This is a genomic window from Marinobacter sp. Hex_13 (assembly GCF_001566815.1).
Classification (GTDB): domain Bacteria; phylum Pseudomonadota; class Gammaproteobacteria; order Pseudomonadales; family Oleiphilaceae; genus Marinobacter; species Marinobacter salarius.
On the sequence record NZ_LSMM01000030.1, the window covers coordinates 12699 to 36297 of the forward strand.

Annotated in this window: 22 protein-coding genes; 12 read left to right on the plus strand and 10 right to left on the minus strand. The window is 55.8% G+C overall.

The features are described from left to right. The first annotated feature begins 80 nt into the window (after positions 1-80). The 10 genes from AXW11_RS07565 to AXW11_RS07610 all read left to right on the plus strand — a co-directional run bounded on the left by AXW11_RS07565 (position 81) and on the right by AXW11_RS07610 (position 11015). Positions 81-1727 (plus strand): sensor histidine kinase, encoded by a 1647-nt coding sequence (locus tag AXW11_RS07565; RefSeq protein WP_091643411.1) that lies wholly within the window; start codon positions 81-83, stop codon positions 1725-1727. 53 nt (positions 1728-1780) lie between these two features. Beyond that, a complete protein-coding gene (locus AXW11_RS07570) occupies positions 1781-3169 on the plus strand; it encodes a sigma-54-dependent transcriptional regulator (RefSeq protein WP_091643414.1) in 1389 nt (462 codons plus the stop codon). Positions 3170-3290: 121 nt separating this feature from the next. After that, positions 3291-3863: a GspH/FimT family pseudopilin gene (locus AXW11_RS07575; protein WP_177190641.1), complete on the plus strand. Its 573-nt coding sequence runs from the start codon at positions 3291-3293 to the stop codon at positions 3861-3863. 156 nt (positions 3864-4019) lie between these two features. After that, the gene (locus AXW11_RS07580; RefSeq protein ID WP_052479561.1) at positions 4020-4505 is read left to right on the plus strand and encodes a GspH/FimT family pseudopilin; all 486 of its coding nucleotides are present in this window, start codon (positions 4020-4022) and stop codon (positions 4503-4505) included. 8 nt (positions 4506-4513) lie between these two features. Next, positions 4514-4996, plus strand: a complete 483-nt coding sequence (pilV, locus tag AXW11_RS07585) for a type IV pilus modification protein PilV (RefSeq protein ID WP_052479560.1) — start codon at positions 4514-4516, stop codon at positions 4994-4996. Positions 4997-4998: 2 nt separating this feature from the next. Further along, the gene (locus tag AXW11_RS07590) at positions 4999-6126 is read left to right on the plus strand and encodes a PilW family protein (protein WP_041335408.1); all 1128 of its coding nucleotides are present in this window, start codon (positions 4999-5001) and stop codon (positions 6124-6126) included. Further along, the gene (locus AXW11_RS07595; RefSeq protein ID WP_052479559.1) at positions 6126-6641 is read left to right on the plus strand and encodes a pilus assembly PilX family protein; all 516 of its coding nucleotides are present in this window, start codon (positions 6126-6128) and stop codon (positions 6639-6641) included. The genes AXW11_RS07590 and AXW11_RS07595 overlap by 1 nt, the downstream gene beginning before the upstream one ends. A 74-nt stretch (positions 6642-6715) precedes the next feature. Then, on the plus strand, positions 6716-10123 hold the full coding sequence (locus AXW11_RS07600; RefSeq protein WP_091643416.1) for a pilus assembly protein: 3408 nt from the start codon (positions 6716-6718) through the stop codon (positions 10121-10123). A gap of 60 nt (positions 10124-10183) precedes the next feature. Further along, complete coding sequence (locus AXW11_RS07605) at positions 10184-10561, plus strand: ELL-associated factor (RefSeq protein WP_091643419.1); 378 nt, start codon at positions 10184-10186, stop codon at positions 10559-10561. A gap of 46 nt (positions 10562-10607) precedes the next feature. Then, on the plus strand, positions 10608-11015 hold the full coding sequence (locus AXW11_RS07610; RefSeq protein WP_041336820.1) for a type IV pilin protein: 408 nt from the start codon (positions 10608-10610) through the stop codon (positions 11013-11015). Positions 11016-11045: 30 nt separating this feature from the next. Here the strand turns inward: AXW11_RS07610 and ispH are convergent, their stop codons facing one another. The 6 genes from ispH to murJ all read right to left on the minus strand — a co-directional run bounded on the left by ispH (position 11046) and on the right by murJ (position 18524). Further along, positions 11046-11996: a 4-hydroxy-3-methylbut-2-enyl diphosphate reductase gene (gene ispH, locus AXW11_RS07615; RefSeq protein ID WP_091643422.1), complete on the minus strand. Its 951-nt coding sequence runs from the start codon at positions 11994-11996 to the stop codon at positions 11046-11048. Positions 11997-12055: 59 nt separating this feature from the next. Beyond that, positions 12056-12508, minus strand: a complete 453-nt coding sequence (gene fkpB / locus AXW11_RS07620; protein WP_091643424.1) for an FKBP-type peptidyl-prolyl cis-trans isomerase — start codon at positions 12506-12508, stop codon at positions 12056-12058. Further along, complete coding sequence (lspA, locus tag AXW11_RS07625; RefSeq protein WP_087148989.1) at positions 12508-13026, minus strand: signal peptidase II; 519 nt, start codon at positions 13024-13026, stop codon at positions 12508-12510. The genes fkpB and lspA overlap by 1 nt, the downstream gene beginning before the upstream one ends. Before the next feature lie 25 nt (positions 13027-13051). Then, positions 13052-15871, minus strand: a complete 2820-nt coding sequence (gene ileS, locus AXW11_RS07630; RefSeq protein WP_091643427.1) for an isoleucine--tRNA ligase — start codon at positions 15869-15871, stop codon at positions 13052-13054. A gap of 35 nt (positions 15872-15906) precedes the next feature. After that, positions 15907-16878, minus strand: coding sequence for a bifunctional riboflavin kinase/FAD synthetase (gene ribF, locus AXW11_RS07635; protein WP_091643430.1), 972 nt, complete (start codon positions 16876-16878; stop codon positions 15907-15909). A 65-nt stretch (positions 16879-16943) separates the two neighbouring features. Then, on the minus strand, positions 16944-18524 hold the full coding sequence (gene murJ, locus AXW11_RS07640; RefSeq protein WP_081899213.1) for a murein biosynthesis integral membrane protein MurJ: 1581 nt from the start codon (positions 18522-18524) through the stop codon (positions 16944-16946). A 286-nt stretch (positions 18525-18810) separates the two neighbouring features. On the opposite strand from murJ, the gene rpsT reads away from it, so the two are divergent. Continuing rightward, positions 18811-19080, plus strand: a complete 270-nt coding sequence (gene rpsT, locus AXW11_RS07645; protein ID WP_075195679.1) for a 30S ribosomal protein S20 — start codon at positions 18811-18813, stop codon at positions 19078-19080. A gap of 75 nt (positions 19081-19155) precedes the next feature. Here rpsT and proB read toward each other — a convergent pair whose 3' ends face one another. The 4 genes from proB to rplU all read right to left on the minus strand — a co-directional run bounded on the left by proB (position 19156) and on the right by rplU (position 22387). After that, positions 19156-20280, minus strand: coding sequence for a glutamate 5-kinase (proB, locus tag AXW11_RS07650; RefSeq protein ID WP_091643433.1), 1125 nt, complete (start codon positions 20278-20280; stop codon positions 19156-19158). Between the two features lie 164 nt (positions 20281-20444). Beyond that, positions 20445-21641 carry an Obg family GTPase CgtA gene (cgtA, locus tag AXW11_RS07655; protein WP_036203646.1) on the minus strand — a complete coding sequence of 399 codons (1197 nt, stop codon included), beginning with the start codon at positions 21639-21641 and terminating at the stop codon, positions 20445-20447. A 137-nt stretch (positions 21642-21778) separates the two neighbouring features. Beyond that, complete coding sequence (gene rpmA, locus AXW11_RS07660; protein ID WP_007155544.1) at positions 21779-22039, minus strand: 50S ribosomal protein L27; 261 nt, start codon at positions 22037-22039, stop codon at positions 21779-21781. A 36-nt stretch (positions 22040-22075) separates the two neighbouring features. Further along, the gene (rplU, locus tag AXW11_RS07665) at positions 22076-22387 is read right to left on the minus strand and encodes a 50S ribosomal protein L21 (RefSeq protein ID WP_036203642.1); all 312 of its coding nucleotides are present in this window, start codon (positions 22385-22387) and stop codon (positions 22076-22078) included. A gap of 230 nt (positions 22388-22617) precedes the next feature. On the opposite strand from rplU, the gene ispB reads away from it, so the two are divergent. Beyond that, on the plus strand, positions 22618-23586 hold the full coding sequence (ispB, locus tag AXW11_RS07670; RefSeq protein WP_085681590.1) for an octaprenyl diphosphate synthase: 969 nt from the start codon (positions 22618-22620) through the stop codon (positions 23584-23586). The last annotated feature ends 13 nt before the right edge of the window (positions 23587-23599 follow it).

The following is a 23599-nucleotide window of genomic DNA, read 5'->3' on the forward strand; positions in this document are numbered from 1 at the left end:
AGCTCCTGTAACTCATTGCCATTAAAAGGCTATTATAACCCCGCAAGACATCAGAATTCTCGCGGGATATCCACTGGACGATGGCGCAACCAATCACTCCTGATCAGCAACCCACAACCGATACACCGCCCTCATACCAGCGGGGCCGGCTGTTTCGGATCTATAACCACTACCGCGTTGTCGTCAGCGTTATACTGGTGGCATTGCTGTTTGTGGACCCCATAAACTTCGACTCCCGCTTCCGGGCAATGGATTATTACCAGGCCGGGGTCATCTGCTATCTCGCCATCAATGGCTTTATTGCCCTGATAATGCTGGCAGGTTTTCAACCCAGAAGCCGCCATATCACTGTATCCATACTGATGGACATCCTGCTCCTGCATGGGCTACTGCTCACCAGTACTGGCATTACCAACGGCCTGGCGAATCTGGTTATCGTTTCCGTGGCTGCAGGTAATATCCTGACCCCCACTAGGATTGGCACCTTCTACGCGGCGTTGGGCGCTATCTGTTCTCTGGGCATCTCGGCCTGGTCCGTGCTGGTGTTTGGTGACTCCGCCGATGAAATCGTTCGTGCCGGCTCCTTGGGCATTCTCTATTTTGCCGCAGCGTTCATCCTCCAATACATATCGCGGCGTATGCTGCGCAGCGAAGCGCTTGCCAGTTCCCGCGCTCGCAGCATTGCCGAACTGGAGCAGATCAATCGCCAGATTATCCAACGCATGAGAACCGGCATTCTTGTTCTCGACCGGTTCGGGCGGATCCGCCTGGCTAATGCTGCTGCGGAAGAATTATTATTTGGCACTGCCACCGAGGACTCGAAACTACCCAGCCGGGGACGAAATCTGCCGCGACCGCTCCGAAGGGGCCTCGACGCCTGGCTGAAAGACCCTGCCCCCAGAACAGAACCTTTCCGGGCTACACAAACCTCGCCCGTGGTACAGGCCAATTTCACTCAGCTCGATCAGCAGCGCGGCGACCAGATTCTGGTATTTATCGATGACATGAGCAGGGTGACGCAACAGGCCCAGCAAATGAAGCTGGCGTCCCTGGGGCGACTGACCGCAGGTATTGCCCATGAAATTCGGAACCCGCTGGGCGCTATCAGCCACGCGTCCCAGTTGATGAACGAATCCCCCAACCTGGATGAGGGGGATCGCAAAATGCTGGACATCATCGAACGGCACTCCCGACGGGTTAACGGCATCATCGAAAATGTGCTTGACCTGTCGAGACGACGCACTGCCGACACCGACCTCATTGATGTCGACAAATGGTTATCCGCGTTCCGTGACGATTACCTGCAAACCCAGAGTAACGAACACCAGAAATCCGACGAAATTCTGCTTCGCACCGAACGCAACCTACCCCTGGCGCGCTTTGATGTCAGCCAGATTGAACAAGTGATGGTCAACCTCTGTGACAATGGCCTCCGGTATAGTAAACAGGCGACAGGCGAACGACGCATAGAACTGTATGCAGGTGTGACCGCCGATGGCGAGCGCGCCTACGTGGATGTTCGCGATTTCGGCCCGGGCATCGCTCCGGAGCACCGCGTGTCTGTTTTTGAACCTTTTTTCACAACCGACAAGAGTGGGACGGGACTCGGCCTTTATCTGGCTCGAGAACTGTGCGAGGCTAATCAGGCTCACCTGTCCCTGGTAGATGACAACCAGCCCGGCTGTTGTTTCCGCATTACATTCGCCCACCATGGACGGATGATCTAACAAATCCGGAAGCCCGGTAGTCTGAATAACGACATGGAACCGATAACAATCCAATGACCACTCATACCGCCCTGATCGTAGACGACGAACCCGATATCCGGGACCTTCTGGAAATCACACTCAGCCGTATGGGAATAACAACCCTGACCGCGCCAGACATCACCTGCGCGAAGAAGCTTCTGGGTGAACACAAACCACAGCTCTGCCTGACAGACATGAACCTGCCCGATGGCAACGGCATCGAGCTTGTGCAGTGGATACAGCAGAATACGCCCTGTACCCCTGTGGCTGTAATCACGGCCTACGGCAACATGGATACGGCCATTGAATCCCTGAAGGCCGGTGCCTTCGATTTTGTGTCCAAGCCGGTTGAGCTTCCGCGGCTTCGGGAGTTGGTCAACAGTGCTCTCCGGTTGTCGGAGGCCGAAGCCAACACTCAGGACACTGACGATGAACCGGGTCTGTTACTCGGCAAATCAACAGAAATTCAAAAACTCCGAAGCCAAACTCGGAAACTGGCCAGGAGCCAGGCACCTGTTTTCATCAGCGGGGAATCGGGTAGCGGTAAAGAACTGGTCGCAAGAATGATTCATTTGCAGGGTCCTCGCCGCGACGGTCCCTTTATAGCTGTCAACTGTGGAGCCATCCCCTCTGAACTGATGGAGAGTGAATTTTTTGGGCACAAAAAGGGCAGCTTTACCGGGGCCGTTGAAAACAAAGACGGCCTGTTTCGATCTGCCAACGGTGGCACTTTGTTTCTGGACGAAGTTGCTGACCTGCCTCTGGCAATGCAGGTAAAACTCCTGAGGGCAATTCAGGAAAAGGCTGTCCGCCCGGTTGGCGATACCAAGGAAGTTCCGGTGGATATCCGGGTACTCAGCGCGACCCATAAGAACCTTCCAGATCTGGTTCAGGAAGGCATTTTTCGGCAAGACCTTTTCTACCGGATCAACGTCATTGAACTGGCTGTGCCTCCTCTGCGGGAACGACCAGACGACATTTCCTTGCTTGCTCGCCACATTCTCGAAAGAATCGGTAAAGAATATGAATGCGAACCCGCCTCGCTAACCCAGGGCGCCATCGGGCGGCTCAAACAGTACGATTTCCCGGGCAACGTAAGGGAACTCGAAAATGTTCTGGAGCGCGCCTTTACGCTTTGCGATGCCGATCAAATTGATGCCGGCGATCTGCACCTGGGAAATGGTGTACAGACGGCGTCGTCCCCCACCCAGGTTATCGCGGAAGGCGAGGCCAACGATGACGGGACTGCCCCGGTGCCCGATGGCGAGATTGACCTGGAAAACTACCTGGAGAACATAGAGAGACAAGCCATCGAGAAGGCTCTGGAAGCCACCCGATGGAATAAAACGGCGGCCGCTAAGCGTCTGGGAATCAGCTTTCGAGCGCTTCGGTACCGCCTCAAGAAGCTGGGAATGGAGTGAACGGTATCTCAGAATTCTCTCGTCGGTAACCACCGTTCATTGATATACGGTAGAATTCATGTCGCTTTTCTACAGGATGTAAAAAAGCGCCCAGACCAAGCCACCAACATGGATGTTGACTATGCGATACTCTGCCCGAACCAGGGGCTTCACCCTGGTTGAACTTATTCTCACGCTCGCGCTGGTCGCAATGCTCGCCGGAATTGCCAGCACCTCCTGGACTCGGCTTATCTCCTCAACGCGCCACACCGATGTGATCAACGACACTCGCCGGATGTTTGCCGTCGCACGATCCTACGCCGTCCACCAGAAAACCCTGACCACCGTGTGCCCGCTGTCTCCCGCGCTGAGGTGTACCGATGACTGGAATAACGCCGTCTCCGTCTTTCCAGACAGAAACAACGACAAGCGACCGGATGCGGGAAAAGTCCACCGGGTGTTCACGCTCACGAGGGGGCAGTCCAGCCTCTATTCCCGAACAGCCGGAAGAGGCTACTTCCAGCTATCTGCCAAAGGTATGAGTCACGGCACCATGGGAAGCCTTGTCGCGTGTTCTGCATCAACCAACGGAAGATTTGACATGAGTTACCTGGCCCTCAATATTGGCGGCCGCATTCGGACACTCCATGACGAAGACGGGGATGGGGAAATCAGACTTCCCTGGGGAACGACCATCACCTGCCCTGGCCCATGAACAAAGGCCCGATGGTCGCCCCCAGAGTGTGACCGAAACCTCATCTTCAGCCGCCGAATACCGCCCATACCGGATGTTCGACCGTTCATCGAATAGGCGATGCATATCTATGGCGCCTTTGGTTTACTAACCTGAGGCTTACCAACGGAATTTGGCATGTTGAAGAGAACCGCAGGTTTCACGCTCATAGAACTACTCATCACGATGGTCATTCTCGCGATCATTGCGACTGTTGCGCTCCCCGGCTTTGGCAGGCTGATAGAAAGCAATCGGCTGGTAACCGGCACGAACTTGCTGGTGTCATCCATTAAACTTGCAAGAACAGAAGCCATCAAACGCGGCACAAACGTCACGTTCAGTACCGATGGTGGACTGGGGGGCGGTTGGTGTGTGCACGAAGGCGATGACGCCGGGGACTGCACCAATGACCAGATTCGCGGGTTCGAGTCACCTGGTAATCTTACCTTTACTGAAAGCGTAGGCGATCTGGTGTTTGATCGGCGCGGGTTTCTTGTTCCACAAACTGCTCAAACCTTTACCGTCGCTCCGGTCGGCTGTACCAGTGGTGACATATCCTTCCGAAGGATCCGGGTAAGCCCGGTTGGACGAACCGAAGTAGATGACGGAGAAGTATGCCCGTGACTCCAACTATGACTCAGACCTCTAAGCACCGCTCCGGCCTGGCTTCCCCGAGACACCAGTCCGGTCTTGGCATGATTGAGATACTCATTACAGTCTTGGTCCTTGCCATCGGCATACTGGGCGTTGCTTCAACACAGGTCGTTTCCCTGCAAATGAACTCTCAGTCCCAGAGCCGGAGCCAAGCGGTCCTGCTCGCGGAAGACCTGCTGGACCGAATTCGTGCGAATTCCGACAACCCCGGTGACTATGCCCTGGCTCAGGACGACGCGCAGGGCGCTGATGGTGGTGATTGCGCCACGTCTTTCGTACCGGCAAATGCAACCGTTGCAGCCAACGACATTGCCGCCTGGGAAAACAGCCTCGCCTGTCTTCTTCCAGAAGCTGAGCGTACCGTTGCAGTCGATCCCTTAACCAACGTGGTTACAGTCACCATAGACTGGAACCAGAACGACCAGGCCATGAACCCTGTAGTAGTGAGGACTCAGATTTGATCATGTCAAAGTTCCGCGCTCCCTCTGCCCCCGATACTCGTCCTGGGGCCAGCCAATCAGGCCTGTCGCTGGTTGAGCTGCTGATTGCAACAGCTCTCGGCCTCATTCTTACCCTTGGAGTAATCCAAATTTATCTGAGCGGTAATGAAACCTATCGTCAGACGCAGGGCCTTGCCCACGCGCAGGAAAGCACCCGATTTGTTTCCGCCGTCCTGACACCGGATTTCCGTTCAGCGGGCAGTTTCGGATGCCTCGCGGAAATGGGCAGGCCGCTTGACCAGGTTGTCGACAACCGCCTAAATGGCGGCCTAGTAGTGCCACTGGACCAGGCACTCCAGGGCTGGGAGTATACGGGAACCGGCCCAGGCGATAGCGTCACGCTGGCAAACGCCATGGCAACGCCCGGCGCCGGTAATTGGGCTTCGGGTACCGCAGGTGCAAACCTGCCTGCTGACCTTGCCGGCTCAGTGATCACCAACTCTGATGTCATTATTGTCAACGCCCTGACCTCTCTTGGTGTGCCCGTAAACTCTGCTAACCCCCAGAATGGTAACAGCATTAACTTGGCAGACAATTCTGGAGTGGAGGCCGAATCAGTTGTTCTAGCAACCCGTGGCGACTGCTCCGAAGGCGAAATGTTCCAGAAGAGCAACAACGCTAATTCCAGCTCCGTTACTATGGCCGGTGGCAATGTCAACCCGGGGAACAACGGCAATAACTTCAACCTGAATTACGACCCTCAGACCAGAGTCTACCAGTTTACGTCAATGGCTTATTACATTGGCCAGGGCACCAACGGCGAACCCGCCCTGTTCAGGCGCATGATGACACCTCTCCAGCCCCCCCAAGAACTGGTCTCCGGCGTTGAAACACTGCAAATCCTCTATGGCGAAGATACCGGTGGAACCAGCGCTGCAGATGATTATGTCCCCGCCGACGAGGTGGTCGACTGGAACACCATCGTGAGCGTTCGATTCTCGGTCATGACCCGCAGCCAGGACGAAGTTCTGGAAGAAGAGAACAATCGCAATTTTGACATGCTTGGCAGTGAAGTCTCCCAGGCAAACAACGGAGACCGACGTGTACGACTCATCTCCGTCAGCACCACCGCACTCAGGGGGAGAATGTAATGAAAGCGACCCGGAATCGAGTGAGACAGTCCATGGATAGCGTTAGCCCCCTCAATATGCGCCAGCGCGGGGCGACGTTGATTGTCGCGCTTGTCATGCTGCTGCTGATCTCCCTGCTAGCCATCGGGGGTATGCAGGGATCCGTAATGCAGGAGCGAATGGCGAGCAACGCTCACGACAGCGCAATTTCGTTTCAGGCTTCAGAAGCTGCATTACGACAAAGTGAAAACGATATCCTGAATACCCCAGGTACCCGTGTGACAGCCTTTAGCGAGGCAATGCTCGACAGTCCGTGGGAGTGGGATGGCAACAACCCTGCCCGGTCCGGCACAGGGGTCGCCGGCCCGGATGTAAGCGCACAGCCCGCCTACCACCTTGCGCGCCTTGCGGATGTGTGCCCGATCGAACCCGGACAACCCTGCTTCGAACGCTACCTGGCAACGTCAAGAGCCCAGGGTGGAAGTGACGAAGCGGTTACCGTTTTACAATCTACGGTTTTGTTACCACCAGAGTAAACGTCGGCTTGTGTTGAACTTCGCCGTCTGACAAACATCACAATGAATTGCTGACTCCAACTGGAGAGTTTGCCATGAAAACGCTCAAGAAAGCATCGCACAAGCGCTCAAGTTACTCAAAACTGGGCATTTTTAGTGCCAGCCTTTTGTTCTCAATCTGCACCATGCAATCCGCCATGGCACAGGTCAACCTGGCTCAGGTACCACTGTTTCTGAAGGAATCAGTCGATTCAAACCTGGTGTTTGTGTATGACGACTCAGGGTCCATGGCGTGGCGTTACATGCCAGACAACCTCAGTGGTAATAGCGGCAATCGATACTACTACTCCAGTCGGGTAAACAAGGTCTATTACGACCCGACAATAACCTATCAGCCTCCTTTCAAACCGGATGGCAGCTCTCGTTATCCAAATTCGAGTTACACCAACGCCTGGGTAAACGGATTTGATCAATCCGATGGGGCCGATGATCTGAGTGAATATATTCGCTTCGACAGCATCGGTAGCATTGAGGAAGGCTTTTACATGCAGTTCAACTCGTCCACGAGTTGCGATAATAATCCCCGACAAGACGACTGTTATACCCCCATTTTGCTGAACAATGCCTCCGCCGACATCAAACAAAACTATGCAAACTGGTTTTCCTATTACAGCACGCGGACCCTGGCGGCCAAATCGGGTATTACGGAAGCCTTCTTTGATCTTCCAGACAATATCCGGGTTGGCTATGGCGCTATTAACGTCAACAACAACACTATTGATGGCGTAAACGACACAGATACCCTTGTCAGTGGAGTGCGTCCATACACAGCCGCTCGCCGCCAGCAATTTCTAACCTGGCTTCACAACAAGAGTGTAAACGGTGGCACCCCACTGAGAACGGCGCTCAGGGATGTCGGCAAGTACTATTCCCGCACGGACAATCAGGGCCCATGGGGAGAAACTCCTGGTACCAATGACAGTACCGCACACATTGAATGTCGCCAAAGCTTCTCCCTTATTATGACCGACGGTATCTGGAACGGAAGCAGCCCCTCTGTCGGAAATGTCGACAATACGCCGGGACCGTCCTACACCAATCCGGACCCCGATGGCTCCGATTTCAACTACACAGCCGTGTCGCCATTTACCGACGGGCATTCCAACACTCTGGCGGATGTTGCGATGCAGTACTGGAAAAACGATCTGCGCACAGACCTCGGTAACAAGGTCCCCGTCACATCGACCGACCCGGCATTCTGGCAGCACATGACAACCTTCACGATCGGGCTAGGCGTCACAGGCGACATCAAGGAGGCCGATGCACTTGCTGCACTCGACCCAGACAGCGGAATCAACATTAACTGGCCTGAACCCGGTTCAGATCGGAGCCCTCAGAATATCGATGACTTGCTCCATGCCGCTATCAATGGCCGCGGAGGCTACGCGAGCGCACAGAACCCGAAGGAGTTCGCCGACGAAATCAAGAATTTCCTTGGTGATGTAATTGCTCGCTCACAGACATCTGCCTCATCCGCAGCTGTCAGTTCAGCAGTCTTGCGCGCTGACTCGCTGGGCTTCTTTGCGGGCTTCCGCAGTGAAGACTGGTCCGGCACTTTGTCAGGGTTCAGCTTCGACCAGGGCAAACAGCTCTGGGATGCCGAAGAAATTCTGAGACAGACGCTCCCGACAGACCGGAAATTGATCACCCACAATGGAAGTAGCGGCGTTGACCTGGAATTCGCATCGGCCAGCTCTCTTTCTAACCTCTCGGCTGCTCAACGCGATGCGCTGAATGCCGATCCAACACTGAACGCCACTCAAGATAACCTTGGCCATAATCGACTGGCCTGGCTTCATGGCGACAATGACGCTCACGCAACTCTCCGAAGCCGGCAGGGCACTGACGCTGGAGGTAATACTGTGCTTAGGCTTCTGGGTGATGTGATCAACGCGAACCCCCAGTTCGTCGGTAAAACCAACTACGGCTTTGCTCGCCTTGGCGGTACCGAAGGTAGTAAATACGGTACGTTCCGATCTACGTCCACGTACCAGAACCGGATCGATGCTCTGTATGTGCCTGCCAACGACGGCATATTGCACGCCTTTGATGGCGAAACCGGTAAAGAGCTCTTCGGCTATATTCCATCAGAACTGCTGCTCCCCTCGGGCTCGAATACATATGCGCGCATTTCAGAGCTGATGAAGCCCAACTACAACCACAAATACTTCATGGATGGCACACCACGAGTACAGGATGCCTATATTGATAAGGACGGAAACGGTTCCGCCGAGTGGCGAACTGTGCTTTTGGGAACTATGGGCAAAGGCGGCAAAACAGTATTTGCGCTTGATATAACCGAACCAGGATCATTCTCTCCAGCAGATGATGTGTTGTGGGAGTTCCAACATCCGAATCTCGGATACGGAGTGACCGATCCGCAGATTTCCCGCCTCGACGATGGAACCTGGGTAGCCATTTTTGGAAATGGCTACAACGGGGCCAGCGGTCAATCCAGTCTGTTTGTTGTTGACCTGGAAACCGGCAACCTCGTCAAAGAACTCCAAACCGGAGCCGGTAGCGCTGCGAACTCAAACGGCCTTGCCTCCGCTACCATCACCAGTTTTCCGGAGACAGATGCCATCACCCGTTATGCCTACGCTGGCGATCTGTTAGGCAATCTTTGGCGATTCGACCTTACCGGGGGCGCTAACGGGTGGGATGCAACCAAAGTATTCACCGCTAAGAGCCCAGCGGGTAACAGCCAACCAATCACTGTTGCGCCCCGGGTCGCACTCAACCCCAACAACAATGACGAACTCGTAGCGGCGTTCGGTACCGGTAGCTTCCTGCGAAACGGTGACGAGGGTGACTATGACGTCCAGACACTGTACGCCATAAAAGACAACCTGAACGCATTTAGACTGGAACGAGATGACCTGGTGCAACAGACCATCACCAGACAGGAAGATGTCGTTGTGAATAGGGCGTCAGGGAACGGTACCAACAGCTTTACGGTCCGGGAAACCTCCAGCAACCAGTCTACGAATCAGCAAGGCTGGTACCTGGACCTTGTCTACAACTCAAACAAACAGGGAGAGCGCGTTATCAGCCGGGCAACCTTCCCGTTTGGTGTAAACCCGGACCGGGTTCGATTCACCACCGTCATCCCTGATGATGACCCCTGCGGAAGCGGGCGTACCGGGTTTATTATGGATCTCAAACTGACAACCGGCGTTCCTTCTGAGACCCCCGTGTTCGACCTTAACAGCGATGGCACCTTCAACGCGGGTGATATCGTAGGCGGCTATGCGCCAAGCGGTATCCAGGTGGGTTACGGCGGTGAAAACCGTACGATTGCGACCGAAGACGGCGACGCAGAAGTGGTGATACCGGGACTGGATCCCAATAAACTCTCACCGGGAGATCCCTGTGAAGACGGACTCTGCGCCCGGTCTCTTGACTCAAGCATTGGACGACAGACTTGGGAGCAGCTTCGTTAAGAAGCTGCCTCACACCTAGAACAGTGTTCCTATCTTTTATTTGAGTAGCAGGAAAAGACTATGATTACTCGCTTACTACCGTTTCAATTACACAGAGTTCTTGTCATCGCCGTATTCGCTCTTACAGCTATTACAAGTGGATTTCTGGCATCATCCGCTCAAGCGGATGATGAGGTTGTCGACGGCAATCCTATGTCCCTCAGAACCGTGTCTTTTGAGGGAACGGTGAATTCTGTCCATCCCGACTCTTTCATACTGATTGTTGATGATAATTCGTTCGTGCTGGAACGTGTCATTACCTTCAACGGTGCCTCATGGTCCCGGGAACAAGTCGTCCAGCGGCTCGTAGAGGGTGATCGTCTCAAGCTGGAGCTCGGAGGCGTCGCAGATCAACAAACTGGTGCTCGTCTGGTACAAAAAGTAGAAGTCCTGAACTGACCAGGCGGGAATGGCGACCACTAGTAAACTAAGAGGGATAACGATTTTGAAGACTCACTCGAACTCAGGTTTTACGTTGATCGAGATGATGATTGCGGTCGCGATCATTGCCATCATCGCAGCAATAGCGCTTCCTCTTTATCAGAGCCAGATGGAGCAAACCCGACGAACAACTGCGCAGGCAGACCTGCTAGAACTCACCCAATGGATGGAGCGTCGATACTCCAACGGTTTTGATTATCGCGATGGGGGTAATAATCCTGTTTTGCCATTCGATCAGTCGCCGCAGAACGGAGACGCGTTCTACGATATCAGCTTTGTGGGGAACGTAGCCCGGAATGCGTTTACCTTGCAGGCAGTTCCAACCGGACCTCAGACAGACGATGATTGTGGAACTCTTACGCTGGATGAACAGGGTAATCGCGGCGCAGACCAGGCAACAGGGTGCTGGTAAACGAATATGACACGAACGATGCCATCACAATCAGACTTCGATGGCATCGATTCGCAATTCTTTAGGCATCGAGAAAACGATATTCTCCTCCCTGCCCTCAATCTCTTCGGGCACCTCGCCGCCAAGCTCCCTTAAACGCGCAATTACCTCATTGACCAGTATTTCCGGGGCAGACGCGCCAGCAGTCACGCCAATGGATTGCTTGCCCTCGAGCCACGTCGGATCTATTTGATTTGATTGGTCTATAAGATAGGCAGGCGTTCCCATGCGCTCGGCCAACTCCCGCAATCGATTGGAATTGGAACTGTTCGGCGAACCCACTACCAGCATTAAGTCACAGTCACCGGCCAACTGCTTCACAGCATCCTGACGGTTCTGCGTGGCGTAGCAGATATCGTTTTTGCGAGGACCCTGAATTTCCGGGAACTTTTCACGCAAGGCATCGATGACTCGGGCGGTGTCGTCCATGGAAAGCGTGGTTTGAGTTACATAAGACAGCCTGGACGGATCTTTCACGACCAGTTCGGCAACGTCTTTCTCGTCTTCCACAAGATAGATATCGCCACCGTTGCCATGGTCATACTGCCCCATGGTGCCTTCCACCTCTGGATGACCATGGTGGCCAATGAGGATGCATTCACGCCCATCGCGACTGTACTTCATCACCTCGAGGTGAACCTTGGTTACCAGAGGACAGGTTGCGTCGAACACCTTCAACCCCCTGCGCGCGGCTTCATTCTGCACCGCCTGGGACACACCGTGGGCACTGAAGATCACCAGCTTGTCGTCCGGCACCTCTTCCAGCTCATCCACAAAGATAGCGCCGCGGTTGCGCAGATTGTCCACCACAAATTTGTTATGCACCACTTCATGGCGCACGTAAATGGGCGCACCAAAGACATCCAGGGCACGGTTCACTATTTCGATAGCGCGGTCGACACCGGCACAGAAACCACGAGGATTAGCGAGTCGGATTTGCATAGAATTGCCCTGAGATATCAAACAAGTTTGCAGAAGCCTGCGGGAGGACCAAAATGCGTTTAGTGGGCCCGACCAACAGGCTCCACATCAATAATTTCCACTTCAAATGTCAGTGTACGCCCCGCCAGAGGGTGATTAAAGTCCACCTCGACCTGATCCCCTTCCACACGACTAACGACGCCCGGCAACTCACTTTGACGCGCATCCGCGAATGAGATCATGACCCCCTTTTCAAGCACCATGTCCGCGCTGAACTCACTCCGCTTGAACGTTTGCACGTTACTCGGATTATGCTGCCCAAAGGCCTTTTCAGGAGGTACTTCGAAGCTATTGCGGTCGCCCGCCGTCATACCCATCAGGTAGGCCTCAAAATTTTCCGGCAGGTTCTCGTCACCAATCTCCAGTGTTGCCGGCTCTTTCTCGAAAGTGGAATCAATGATCTCACCGTCACTGAACTTCAACGCAAAATGAAGCGTAACGCGAGTGCCCTGATCTACGGGAAGTTCTTTCATCAGCGATTGTCGCTCCTGTTGTCCGCATCCGGTTCCCGGGGCTTGCGGAATATATCCAGAATCATCATACCGGCACCAATAGTGATGGCCGTATCAGCGATGTTAAAAGCGGGAAAATGGTAGCCGTTCCAGTAAAAATGCAGGAAGTCGACCACGTAGCCATGAACAACGCGGTCGTAAACGTTACCCAGCGCGCCGCCAAGGATTAATACGATGGCAATCGCCGACCAGGTTTCATGGCGCCGCAGGGATTTCAGCCATACAACCAGAACTACGCTGACCACCAGTGCCAGGGAGACAAAAAACCAGCGTTGCCAACCTGCGGCACCGGCCAGAAAGCTAAACGCCGCACCGGTGTTGTGCAGCAAGGTCAGATTGAACAGTGGCATTACCGGTACCGGGTTGCCATAGGTCAGCATGGCCGTAGCCATGGCCTTGCTCCCAAGGTCCAGCACGATAACGAGCACCGCCAGCCAGAGCCAGCGGAGCTTGGAGCCGGTTTCTTCCGTATTGGTCATTACGCTTTCCACAAGGCGACGTCCATCAGGCGAACGAGCGGGACTCGCCCTGCCCTTCCACGTTGGTCACACAACGACCACACAGGTCGCCATACTGCTCACTCTGACCGACATCGGCCCGATGATGCCAGCAGCGTTCACACTTGGCGTGTCCGGCGGGGTTTACTTTTACAAGCAATCCCTCGTGGGACGTCGGCTCCGCGTCGCCGGCGTCAGACACCGGTGCTACCGTGGCTTCCGAAGTAATCAGCACAAAGCGTAACTCTTCACCAAGGTACTGCAGATCCTTGGCAAGGTCGCCTTCGCAGTAGAGAGTCACTTCCGCACTGAGGGAACCTTTGATTTCTCCCCTGCCACGAACCTCTTCCAGGCACTTATTCACCGCTTCTTTAACGCTGTAAATACGGCTCCAGTAATCACGGCCCAGTTCGGCGTCGCCCGGCAGTGCTGTCAGGCCTTCATACCAGGTTTCGTAGAACACGGTATCGCCACGCTTACCGGGCAGGTGCTGCCAGATTTCATCGGCCGTGAAACTCAGGATCGGCGCAATCCAACGCACCAGCGCTTCCGCCACATGGAACAGGGCCGTCTGACAGGAGCGACGCTCGCGGCTGTCGGCCTGAGTGGTGTATTGCCGGTCCTTGATAATATCCAGATAGAACCCGCCCAGGGTGGCCTCGCAGAAGTTGTACACCTTCTGGTAGATGCGCAGGAACGCGTAATTCTGGTAATCCTCATGCAGCTCCGTCTGCAGCTGCAGGGCCTTGTCGACCATCCAGCGGTCCAGCGCGATCATATCCTCTGGCGCTACGGCATGCTGCTCCGGATCGAAACCGGTGAGGTTGCTGAGCAGGAAGCGAGCGGTATTCCGGATACGACGATAACCGTCCGCAGTCTGCTTGAGGATGTCCTTGGAAACCGTCATTTCACCGCTGTAGTCGGTCGCGGACACCCATAGACGCAGGATATCGGCACCCAGCTCGTTCATCACTTCCTGGGGCGCGATCACGTTGCCCAGGGACTTGGACATCTTGCGGCCCTTACCATCGACGGTGAAGCCATGAGTCAGCACCTGCTTATACGGCGCCACGCCGTTCATCGCGATGGAGGTTTTCAGGGACGACTGGAACCAGCCACGGTGCTGGTCTGAACCTTCCAGATACATATCTGCTGGGAACTGACCCAGTTCGGTGCGGGGGCGCAGCACGGATTCGTGTGTGACACCGGAATCAAACCATACGTCCAGGGTATCCAACACCTTTTCATACTGGTCGGCATCACTGCCCAGCAGCTCTGTGGTATCGATGTCGTACCAGGCGTCAATACCGCCCTTTTCGATTTCCTTCGCTGCCGCCTCAATCAGATTCTGGGTATCCGGATGCAGTTCCTGCGTTTCCTTGTGGATAAACAGTGTGATCGGCACACCCCAGGTACGCTGGCGCGAGATACACCAGTCCGGGGATTGCCTGAACATGGCCTCGATGCGGTTCTGCCCCCAGGCAGGCACCCAGCGCACACCCTTGATGGCTTCCAGGGCGTCGTCACGGAGGTTTTCCTTCTCCATGCTGATAAACCACTGAGGGGTGGCTCGGTAGATCAACGGTGTCTTGGTACGCCAGCAATGGGGGTAGCTGTGGCTGAACTTCTCCGCCCGGACCAACTTGCCCTCGCGTTCCAGAGCTGAACACACAGGGTCATCCGCCTTGTAGACGTGAACGCCAGCAAACTCACCGGCGGCCTGGGTATAGGTGCCATCGGCCTTGACCAGGCTGATGGTATCAATGCCGTAGGCCTTCCCCACTTCAAAGTCTTCCATGCCATGATCGGGGGCCGTGTGGACGGCGCCGGTACCAGCGTCGGTGGACACATGGTCGCCCAGGACCAGCGGCACCTGCTTGTCATACACCGGATGATGCAGATTCAGTTTTTCCAGCGTGGCGCCTGGTACAGTCGCCAGTACCTCATAGTTCTCAACACCCCAACGCGACATGATGCCATCCACCATGTCCGCGGCGAGGATCATACGCTCCCGTCCATGTCCGGCATCGGTCTGTACCAGGGCATATTCCAGCTCAGCGTGCAGTGAAACAGCTTGGTTGGCGGGAATGGTCCAGGGTGTCGTCGTCCAGATAACAACCGACACATCACCCTCGCCCTTGTCGGTACCAAACAGGTCGAGCACGCGCGCCTGGTCTACGACCGTGAACCGCACATCGATCTGTACTGACGTCTTGTCCTGGTACTCAACTTCGGCTTCCGCCAGTGCAGACTGACCGACCACGCTCCAGTACACCGGCTTGAACCCCCGCACCAGATGGCCTTTGGCGACTATTTTGCCCAAAGCACGCACAATGCCCGCCTCGACCTTCGGGTCCATGGTCAGGTACGGCTTTTCCCATTCACCCATCACCCCAAGGCGGATGAAATCGGCCTTCTGGCCGGCGATCTGTTTGGTAGCGTAATCACGACAGGCCTGACGGAAGGTCTTGTAATCCACCTTCACACCCGCCTTGCCAATCTCCTGCTCCACCTTGTGCTCAATTGGTAAGCCATGGCAGTCCCAGCCCGGCACATAAGGCGCGTCGTAACCCATGAAGCTGCGGGATTTGACGATCATATCCTTGAGGATTTTATTGACCGCATGACCGATATGAATGCTGCCATTGGCGTAAGGAGGGCCATCATGGAGGATGAACTTGTCCCGCCCCTCACGCTGCTTGCGCAGGTTGCCGTATACGTCCAGGTCCTGCCAGCGCTGGAGCATGTCCGGCTCGCGCTTGGCCAGGTTACCGCGCATGGGAAAGGCGGTTTCAGGCAGATTCAGAGTGTGCTTGTAGTCGCTCATGGTAATGGTGCGTAGCTCAGGTTGTTAAATGTCGGTCAACGTTCGGTGGCTGAGGAGCCATGGCCTGCAATCCAAGCCCGCGCATCGTCAAAGTCACGGGCAATCTGCTCCTTGAGGTCATCCACCGAGTCGAATTTCACCTCGTCCCGCAGGGCATGGCGGAAAACCACATCAAGACGCTGGCCATAAAGTGTGCCAGCAAAGTCAAACAGGTGCACTTCCAGGGACGGCTGCTTACCATCCACTGTGGGGCGCAGACCAATGTTGGCTACGCCGTCCAGAACACGGCCATCCTCAAGGGTTGCGCTTACCACATAGACCCCTTTCAGCGCCGGCATATGAGGTAACAGAATGTTCGCCGTGGGCGCGCCAATCTGCCGCCCCAACTGGCGGCCATAAACGATTCGCCCTCGGATGCGGTAAGGATGGCCCAGTAAATCCTCGGCGTCGTTGATCCGGTTCTCTGAAAGCACACCTCGAATTCGGGTACTGCTGACACGCTCGCCGTGCACCGTCACGGTACGGGTATTCTCCACCGTGAAGCCGCGTTGCACACCCACTTCACGCAACAGCGAAAAATCGCCGGCCCTGTCGCAACCGAAACGGAAATCGTCCCCTACCACGAGATGGCGAACTCCGAGGCCATCTATCAAAACGTCTTCAATAAAGCCCATACCAGAGTAACTCCGGAACCGCTCGTTAAAACGCAAACACAGGACAACGTCGATGCCAGACGCCAGCAGCAATTCAAATTTCTGCCGGAACGGCATCAACCGTGGGGGTGCGTCACGGCCCTGGAAGAACTCACGGGGTTGGGGCTCAAACACCATCACCACGGAAGGCACGCCGAGCTCCAGTGCTTTTTCATGAACCTGGTCGATGATGGTCTGGTGCCCAAGATGCACCCCATCGAAATTCCCGATGGTGGCAACGCACCCGTTCGCGAGCGGAGCTTCGTCCTGCTGCGAAAGGCTTTTCAGGTTGGTCAGGCCCCGGATCAGACGCATGTAAAGCGAACCCTTGTTTGCCAGCGGTGTATGGTTTCACTGGTGAGAAAACGCGCGATTATAACCTACCTGTGGCGAAAATGTCTTACCCGAACCCCAGCCAATGCCAACACAATAAAGTACACCGCGACGCCCGAGACTACGAGAATACCCATATCCGTGGCCCGCTGGAGACCGCCTGCCATCAGCCACTGACCCACTGGCGGCTGTAGCCAGAGGATGACCGCAGCCAGGGCCGCATTGGCAAGTCCGATCTGAACCAGGAAGCGGGTCCACCCCGGCTGCCATTTCCAGGCGCCTTCACGGATAAGGCCACGCCACAGGAGCGCCGTATTCAACCACGCAGACAGCGAAGTTGCCAACGCCAGCCCCGCATGTGCCAAGGGGAAAATCAGCGCCAGGTTAAATACCATATTGGCCACCATCGCGATAATGCCGATTTTAACCGGCGTTTTGGTGTCTTGCCGTGCGAAATACCCCGGCGCCAGCACCTTGATCAACATGAAGGCCAGCAACCCGGCGGAGTATGCACGCAGGCTTTGGGCCGCCATGGTGACGTCGCGATCGGTAACTTCTCCGTAGTGGAACAGAGTCGCAATCAGTGGCTCAGCCAGAAGAGCGAGGGCCAACGCGGCAGGCAAACCTATAAGCAGCACCGCCCGCACAGCCCAGTCCAGCGTTGCGGCAAACTGGTCTGCCGATTCCGCTGCGTGTTTGCGGGACAGACTGGGAAGAATCACCGTGGCAATAGCGATACCGAATACACCCAGGGGCAACTCCGACAGGCGATCCGAGTAGTAAAGCCAGGACACACTGCCGGTCTGCAGAAACGACGCAAGAACCGTGTCCAGAAGCAGATTGATCTGGCTGACAGAAACCCCGAACAACGCCGGCACCATCAGCTTCATGATGCGACGGACCCCTTCGTGCCTGTAATCCACTTTTGGCCGCGGCATCAACCCTAACTGCATCAGGAAGGGTAACTGAAAGAACAGCTGCAACGCCCCGGCGATAAATACCCCCCAAGCCAAAGCGATGACAGGCGTTTCCATCAGGGGCGAGAGAAATATGGCCGCGCTGATCATCGCCAGATTGAGCAACACTGGCGTAAACGCGGGAACGGCAAAACGGTCGTAGCTATTGAGAATACTACCCGCAAACGCCGTCAGGGAGACCAGCAGCAAATACGGGAAGGTAATCCGCAGCATATCGCTGGCCAGGCCGAACTTGAGGTCGTCATCCAGAAAACCTGGCGCAAACACTGCGGTCAGAAGCGGCGCCCCCAGCATGGCAACTGCCGTCACGCCCAACAGAACCAACCCAAGGACGCCTGCGACCGCGTTAACCAAACGCCGGACTTCGGTGATGGACTCCTGCTGTCGATACGAGGAAAGCACCGGCACGAAGGCCTGAGCGAACGCACCCTCGGCAAACAGGCGGCGGAGAAAATTAGGGATTTTGAAGGCGACGAAAAACGCGTCGGCGCCCGCCCCGGCACCAAAATAACGCGCAATCACCATATCCCTTACCAAACCGAGGACCCGCGACAGCATCGTCATTGAGCCAACGACTCCAGATGACCTCAACAGCCCTGGTGGTTTGGGCAACGCCTTTGGTGTTTCTGTCTGCTCAGGTTCGGACGACATTCTAGGCCTGGACAATGGTTCGGTAGTTTCTGGATGTACCCGGGATGTAGCAGGCCATATTTCGGTAATTCCTTAGGGCCTTAACGGGACTCTCCGGCGATGAGCGGCGAGTTTACCACAGGGGCCGGAGATACCGGGATGAAATAGCGTTGAGCCTTGACATTTTGGGGCTTTGGCGGCATAGTTCCGCGTCATTTATTTCGACGCGCTGGTTTTGGCGCGCCCGCGATTTTTACGAATCGATTCACAACGAATTTCGGATTTCACAGATCTCAGGAGTTATACGGTGGCAAATACCCCGCAAGCCAAGAAGCGCGCACGTCAGAACGAGAAGAACCGCAAGCACAATGCCAGCCTGCGTTCCATGGCGCGCACTTACATCAAGAAGGTCCAGGCCAGCATTGAGGCCGGCAAGCCAGAAGAAGCACAAGCTGCTCTCCAGAAGGCTCAGCCGATTATGGACAGCATGGTCAACAAAGGCGTGTTCGCCAAGAACAAGATTGCTCGCCAGAAGAGCCGTCTGAGCGCCCGCATCAAGGCTCTGAAGAGCGCGTAACGCTTCTTCGGAACCTGAATGAAAAAACCGGCCTGATGGGCCGGTTTTTTTGTGCCTGCCGATTATCTTACTCGCCTACACAATCACCATGTTGTCGCGGTGGATCATTTCTTCGTCTGAGATGTAACCCAGAACCTCCGTTATCCGGTTGCTGGAGCGGCCAGCGATGGCTCTGGCTTCGTCAGCATCGTAATTGACCAGGCCGCGGGCGATTTCTTTGCCGCTTTCGTCGACGCAGGAGACCATTTCACCCCGACGGAACTGACCGGAAACGCTTTTTACGCCAACCGGTAAAAGACTGCGACCACCGCGGCAGAGGACGTTGACAGCACCCTGATCAAGGGTGAGCTTGCCGCGGGTCTGAAGGTGGCTGGCGAGCCACTGTTTGCGGGCGGCAATTCGACCCTGTTCGGGGAGCAGCAGGGTGCCGATGCTGTCGCCGTCGCGCAGGCGAGAGATGGCTTTTTCGATTCTGCCGCCGACGATGACGGTGAAGGCGCCGGATCGGGCAGCCAGGCGGGCGGCACGGACCTTTGTTTGCATTCCGCCGCGGCCCAGCACGCCAGCACCACCACCCGCCATGGCATCGAGCTCGGTGTCGCTGGCGCGGCGTTCGTCGACCAGCTGGGCATCGGGGTTTTTGCGGGGGTCTTTGTCGAACAGGCCGAGCTGGTCGGTGAGGATGATCAATCCGTCGGCTTCGATCAGGTTGGCCACCAGCGCGCCCAAGGTGTCGTTGTCGCCAAAGCGGATTTCGTCGGTGACGACGGTGTCGTTTTCGTTAACGATGGGCACCACGCCGAAATCGAGCAGCGCTCTCAAGGTGCTGCGGGCATTGAGGTAGCGCTTGCGATCAGACAGGTCATCGTGGGTCAGCAGGACTTGTGCGGTGTGCAAATCATGTCGTTTGAACTGGGCTTCCCAGGTCTGCACCAACCCCATCTGACCAACGGCGGCTGCAGCCTGAAGTTCATGCAGTTGCTCAGGGCGCACTGTCCAACCCAGTCGGCTCATGCCTTCAGCCACAGAGCCCGACGACACCACCACCACTTCAACGCCAGCGGTGACCAGCTCTGCAATCTGGTCCACCCACAACCCGAGAGCAGCAACATCCAGACCTCTGCCATCGTTGGTTAGCAAGGCGCTTCCGATTTTTATTACCAGGCGACGGGCATGACGTAATTGGGTGCGTGTACTCATTACATTCCAGCTCAGGGAGCGGACAGGCGGGGGCCTTGCTGGCGGATACGCGGTGAATACGTCCATGTACGCTCGACAAAAACATCCATGTTTTTGACGATCCACCAGCAAGGCCTCCGCCTGTCCGACAATACTTTGGCAGTTAACTCTGACGACATAAACCGCTACTCAGGCGCGTAGACCACTTCTACATCGTAATCATCGTCATCGAAGTCGTCGTCATCATCGTCATCCTGACGGGCTTCGCGGCGGATCTGCCGCTCGGCTTCAATTCTCGCTCGCGCCTCTTCGTCCATTTTCCGGCGGCGCGCAGCTTCGCGCTCGGCAAACTCGGGGTTCTCCGCTTCTTCCTGGGCCTGATCTTCTATCCAGCGCATGACAGCTTGAGTCAACGGCTTGGTGCCTTCGCCGCTGAGTGCGGAGATGCTGAATACAGGACCTTTCCAGTCAAGTTCATCGATGATGGCCCGACAGTGCGCCTCACGGTCTTCTTCAGAGACCATATCTACTTTGTTCAGAACCAGCCAACGCTCGCGACTGGCGAGGGTTTCGCTGAATTTTTCCAGCTCGTGCTCAATCGCACGTACGCTTTCTACTGGCGAAGACCCGTCGTAAGGCGCCACGTCCACGAGATGCAGCAGTAAGCGTGTGCGCACCAGGTGCTTGAGGAAACGGATTCCCAGCCCTGCGCCTTCCGCCGCACCTTCAATCAAGCCCGGAATATCAGCAATAACGAAACTCTGATGAGCCTGCACGCTGACCACACCGAGATTGGGCACCAGGGTGGTGAACGGATAGTCCGCCACCTTGGGGCGGGCAGCCGACACGGAACGAATAAAGGTAGACTTACCGGCATTGGGCATACCCAGAAGACCGACATCCGCCAGTACCTTCAGCTCCAGCCTCAGGTTGCGAAGTTCACCCTCGGAGCCTTTTGTAGTCTGACGCGGGGCGCGGTTGACCGAGGACTTGAAGCGAGTGTTACCCAGCCCGTGAAAACCGGCCTGGGCCACCTTCAGGCGCTCCCCGGCACGAGTCAGATCCCCCAGCACTTCGTGGGTATCCATATCCACAACCGTGGTGCCTACCGGCACCGGCAACACCAGGTCGTCGCCCTTGATGCCAGTGCAGTTGCGGCCTGAGCCTGGCTGACCATTCTCGGCTTTGTGTTTACGCTGGAACCGGTAATCGATCAGTGTATTGAGCGCACTGTCGGCCTCCAGATACACAGAGCCACCGTCGCCACCGTCACCACCATCGGGTCCGCCTTTGGGCACGTATTTTTCACGACGGAAACTCAGGCAACCATGGCCGCCCTTGCCCGCTTCTACAATGATGGTGGCTTCGTCTACGAACTTCATCAATCAACCCTTTGCGCCCTGCGCATAAACTAAAAAGCCCCGCAGCCTCATGGAAGCTATGCGGGGCTCCAGGTGGCTCTGATATCAAATCATATCAGGGCCACCGAAGGTTCGACAGAACCCGAGATCGCCGCTGCTTACGCAGCCGGAACGATGCTCACGAACTTACGGTTCTCCGGACCCTTTACCTCAAACACGACCTGTCCGTTTGCAGTTGCAAACAGCGTGTGGTCCTTGCCAAGGCCAACGTTGTGACCCGGGTGGAAACGGGTGCCGCGCTGACGAACGATGATGCTGCCCGCGGATACAGTCTCGCCGCCGAAGCGCTTCACACCAAGTCGTTTCGACTCGGAATCGCGACCGTTACGGGTACTACCTGCTGCCTTTTTATGAGCCATTACAAGCCTCCTTATCTAAGGGGTTACTCGAGGGTCTTAGCCCTGGATACCCGTGATCTTGACTTCAGTAAACCACTGACGGTGGCCCTGACGCTTCATGGAATGCTTCCGACGACGGAACTTGATGATCTGGATCTTGTCGTGACGGCCGTGGCTAACCACTTCCGCAGTCACTTTGGCACCATCAACAACCGGTGCACCAACCTGAACCTTCTCACCATCAGCGATCAGCAGGACGCGGTCAAACTCGACGTTGCCGCCTGTTTCCACTTCCAGCTTTTCCAGCTTCAGAGTTTCGCCTTCTTTTACACGGTGCTGTTTACCACCGCTAACAATAACTGCGTACATTAACGTTCTCCGCGATTGACCCATCCCTGCTCTTATCCACCTGGTTCTAAGGGAAGCGCTTCGGCAACCCTATAGCAGGGAGCGCAGGTTGGGATGAGTTGGGCGCGTGATTGTACGAAAACCGCCGCCGCTTTACAAGCCAAGTTGACACCGATCACAGCAATACCTAGCATTGCGGCACCCGCCTATTTTTCCAACGAAAACACCAGACAAGGGATCGGACCAGCCGCATGACAGCCCAGCGTATTTACGACACCGTCGCGGACGACTTCAGCCGCGTCAACGACCTGATCATCAAACGGCTGTCATCCGACGTTCCCCTGGTGGAGAAAATCGCCCAATACATTATTGAAAGTGGTGGTAAGCGCCTGAGGCCACTACTGGTTTTACTCTCAAGCCGAGCCCTGGGCTATGAAAGGGACGATCACCTGAAACTCGCTGCGGTCATCGAGTTCCTGCACACCGCGACGCTCCTGCACGATGATGTGGTGGACACCTCGGACATGCGTCGCGGCCGCAGTACCGCCAATGCGCGCTGGGGGAACGCACCCAGCGTACTGGTAGGTGATTTCCTCTACGCCCGGGCCTTCGAGATGATGGTGGAGCTCCAGAATCTGAAAATCATGGATGTGCTGTCTCACGCCACGGCTGTAATTGCCGAAGGGGAAGTCCTTCAATTGATGAACGTTAAAAACCCGGACGTTAGCGAAGACAAGTACATGGAAGTGATTCACAACAAGACCGCCATGCTGTTCGAAGCAGCCTCCCACACCGGCGCGCTGCTCGCCGGTGCAAATGACGATCAGGAGCGGGCTATGAGCGCCTATGGCAAACACCTGGGCCTGGCGTTCCAACTGGTGGATGATGTACTGGATTACCGCGGCGATGCGGAAGCCATGGGCAAGAATGTTGGCGACGACCTGGCCGAGGGCAAACCCACCCTGCCACTGATTTACGCTATGGCCAACGGCAGCAATGATGAGAAGCACCTCATACGCCAGGCTGTCCGCAAAGGTGGACTGGAGGACCTACCCAGGATCCTCGATATCGTGAACCGTTCGGGCGCACTGGAATACACCATGGAACGCGCGAAAGCAGAAGCTCAGGCAGCCCTCGACTGCCTGAGAGGCATTCCAGAATCTGACCACCGGGATGCGCTTACGCTACTGACCGAAGTTGCGGTCGCACGGGTCAGTTGATCATCCCCAAACA